Source organism: Oleiphilus sp. HI0079, assembly GCF_001635105.1.
In genome coordinates this window covers 1-3,625 of sequence record NZ_LWFT01000733.1, presented here as the reverse complement: position 1 = coordinate 3,625, position 3,625 = coordinate 1, and the positions used below count along the sequence as shown (strand labels likewise).

Below are 3,625 nucleotides of genomic sequence, written 5' to 3'. Positions count from 1 at the left end.
TGCCTGCTTCGATCTTGGAAAAATCGAGTATGTCATTGATCAAGACGAGTAATGCATCGGCGCTCGATTTGGCTAACCGCACATGTTGGTCTTGCTCTTTATTTAGTGTTGTCGATTCAAGCAGCCCGAGCATGCCCAAAATGCCGTTCATTGGCGTGCGAATCTCATGACTCATACTAGCTAAAAACTCGGCTTTTAATTTGGCAGAGTCCTCCGCTTTTATTCGTGCTTGCTCTAAGTATTGCTGTGTTCGCTCTTGATCTGTGATGTCTGATTGTAATCCCAAAAAGTGTGTTACCTCGCCATCAAGGTCGCGAATCGGGGTGAGCGATAAACGGTTGTAAAACTCAGAACCATCCTTCCGGTAGTTAAGGATTGTGGTGGTCACGGGCCTGAGTTCTCTGAGTGCTTTAGAGATCTTTTCAACCTCTTTCGGGTCAGTGTTTTCGCCTTGAAGGAACTTGCAGCTGGTATCTTTTACTTCGTCGAATGTATAGCCGGTCTGATGCTCGAAGGCGCGATTGACATAAGAAATTGGAAAGCCTTGTTCGGTCGCGTTTGCAATAATAATGGGTGTTTGTGCTTCATCAATGGCTTGGTTCTTAAGTGAGAGTTCTTGCTGGAGTTCGATGACCTCGGTTAGGTCTACTCCGGTCAACACAATGCCGATGATGTTATCGTCTGTATCTGTATAAAGCGTCCGCATCCAACTGACGTGTCGAATGTGATTGTCGCCTTGATTATGGTGCTTCATGATTGTCGGAGAATTGCTAGCTCGTGGCACCACAAAGTCGTCTGGAAAGATATTCTCGCGGCTTGCCTCAGGGCTAGTGCCGGACTCAAAACAGAGCGAGGCGAAGGCTGTGTTTGCCATTACTAGTTCGCCTTGAAGATCGTACACGACGAGCATCTCGCCAAGCGAATCTATAACACCTTCTACTCGCTCTTTTACAAAAGTGGTAGCGAGCAACTCTTCCATTACCGAGTTAAAGGTCTGCCTTAATTCAAAAATTTCTCGAGACTCGCTCTTCGTAGGTTCTATTTTTTTAAATGATCCTGGCTTATCTCTTGCCGCACCAATTTGATCCCGTAATCGATCGATAATTCTACTGGCGATATTGCTCGTTAGGCGGATACTGAACAGAGTTGAAAACAAAATGGTCGTTAAAGCGAGCGCTAGCGCACCGATAACCCAGCCCGCATCTGAGTAAGCTGAGAGATAAGGCTGGACGATGGTTGCGGTCAATGCCTTGTCTAAATCCGATGGATCAAATCTCTTATTGTTATTGAGGGGCATTAACTTAGAGTTCGTAATCATGCCTGCAACACCTGAGTCAATATCTAGGGTTGCAGCTAGTCCTTTGCCTACAAACTGTTCGTTCGCCTCGAAGATGATGCTTGAATCGTCTGTGACTACGAGGTTGTATTCGCCGGTTTCAACGCGCAAAACAGAAGAGAGTGATCGGATGTGTAACGCGATCGCACCCTCTGCTGACCCACCATAAATGACTGGATGTACTATCATTAATCCATTTTTCCCAACCTCGATAAAAGAAAGACCTTTTTCTAACGCCTGCTCCTTCCAGGCGAAATGCTGTTCTACTTCTTTGAAGGCCTCAATAAAAATACCTGTAATGATCTCGCCCTCAAAGTCGGTAAACGCGATGCTGAATTTGGAGTCGGCTGAGGTGAGGTTGGTTGGAGTTAAAGAGCGAAAGAAGACGGGCAGGTAAGAGTCTCGATTACTGAAGTCGATGAGACTGTTTATCATCAAATCGTTACGTGCAAGCGAAGCAACCTGTGCATTCAGCGCGGCGATTGAACGGTAATAACTGGCAGAAAATTCGCTAAGATGTGTTTGATGGCTCTTGGCTATTTGTAGATTAATAAAAGCAAACGAGATGACTAACGCGGCGATGAGCGAAGCCGCAATAATCGGAATAAAACGGCTAAGCGTCGCCTTGCGCACTCGTTTAGAAAGCGGTAGGCGTTGTGTCATGTTTGTGCGCCTAAGAGCGTCTTCAAGCTTTTGCCTTTCTTCACTTGTATCGCCTTTATTTTAATTTGGTACAAGGTTGCCATTCTCATTGAATGCCGCCATGAAGTAGTCATCCCTAAGAAGAGCGTCATGTTGGTCAGGAGAAAACGGTTTTTCGTAGTGCTTGATCAGTCCGTGATACGTTTCTAGCGCCTCTAATGCATCACGCACTTTGGGCCGTTCAATGGATTCTGCTGACTTAATCGCGAGCGCCAACATATGGACGAGATCGTAGGCTTGCGCAAAGCCAACAACTCCCTGAATATTCTCTTGGCTAGCGTTTGGATCATATGTGGATTGATAAGCACTCAACACTTCGCTAGCTTTTGATTGGTCGTACGCATTTAAAAAACTAAAGGTCTGAATGGTTGAGACATTCAATCGGGAGAGCTGCTCTAAGCCCACTGCGTTAACAAAATTCCCGCCCGCAATTCCCCAATGTGCGATCACGGGTTTGTTAGAAAGTGCCGGATTGCTAAGCAGAGCGTTCGCGACAACGACTCCTTCTGGCGCATTTGCAACGAGCATGATGGCATCTGGATCACTGGCCGCAATCTCGGACACTTCTTTTGTCACGTTCTTTTGACCCCAATTGATCCAAGAGACACCCGATACCTCAAGTCCGCTCTCTTTTGCGGCTTGGCGCATAGAGACCTCATTCGAGCGACCCCATCCTGTTCGCTCCAACACTAGGTAGACGTTTTTGGCGCCCGTACCCACTGCATGCTTGATAAGTACAGGTCCGGCTTCTTTATCTCTTATAGATGCGCGGAAGACATAGTTTGGAGAAAAACTATTACTGGTGATGGGCGTTCCAGCTGCCCAAGGGACAAGAAAAAGCAATTTGTTTTCATGTATCGTTTCTAATTCTTGAAGCACAACAGGGGTATGTACGCCGCCGAGCACGGCGACGAGATTTTCACGCTTTGAGAACTTCTTTAAATTGCTGATACCGCGCGCCGGATTGCCTTTGTGGTCTCGAACGCTCAGTACAAGGGTTTGGCCAAGCACTCCGCCACGTTCATTGATCTCATTGATAGCGAGCTGTGCCCCGCGTTGAATTGCCACGCCGCCTGTTTTTGCAACGCTAGACATGTCGGCGTCCAATCCAATAACTAACTCTTTGGCAAGGCCAGTATTCCCGAACGATAAGACGCTCAAAAAAAAGAAAAAAAGAATTCCATGCTTCATGGTTATAATCAGCCGCATATGAAGGATCTAACGGAAGTTTAGACAAGAAACGATGTTTTGCAGCGGGAGATGAGAAAAATTACAAAAAGGCTTTGGGCAAGTCTATTCCCGCATTTAGGCATGAGTTTAACTTGCCATAAAGGGAGCTTGCTTCACTAGATCTTGGGATGTTTGGTATAAGTTGTGTGTGAGCCAACCTTGATTCGCAGACTCGCTGTCAGGCGCAAAGCTTAAGGCTTACCTTCAGGCTAACTCAAAACCGCGTTGCAATCATTAATGTAGAGGAATTCTCAACTAAAAGAATAAGAGAATAAGAGAATAAGAGAATAAGAGAATAAGAGAATAAGAGAATAAGAGAATAAGAGAATAAGAGAATAAGAATAAGAATAAGAATAA

The 3,625-nt window shown here is 45.8% G+C and carries 2 protein-coding genes; both read right to left on the bottom strand.

Going from position 1 to position 3,625, the window contains the following annotated elements:
* The coding region (locus tag A3750_RS13320; RefSeq protein WP_068548354.1) for a PAS domain S-box protein at positions 1-1,999 on the bottom strand (1,999 nt) is incomplete at its 3' end.
* A gap of 60 nt (positions 2,000-2,059) precedes the next feature.
* A complete protein-coding gene (locus A3750_RS13315) occupies positions 2,060-3,229 on the bottom strand; it encodes an ABC transporter substrate-binding protein (RefSeq protein ID WP_255374882.1) in 1,170 nt (389 codons plus the stop codon).
* Positions 3,230-3,625 lie beyond the last annotated feature (396 nt).

What these genes read in the sequence shown, in the direction of transcription:
- A3750_RS13315 (WP_255374882.1), bottom strand. Translation starts at nt 3,229, where the DNA reads ATGAAGCATGGAATTCTTTTTTTCTTTTTTTTGAGCGTCTTATCGTTC.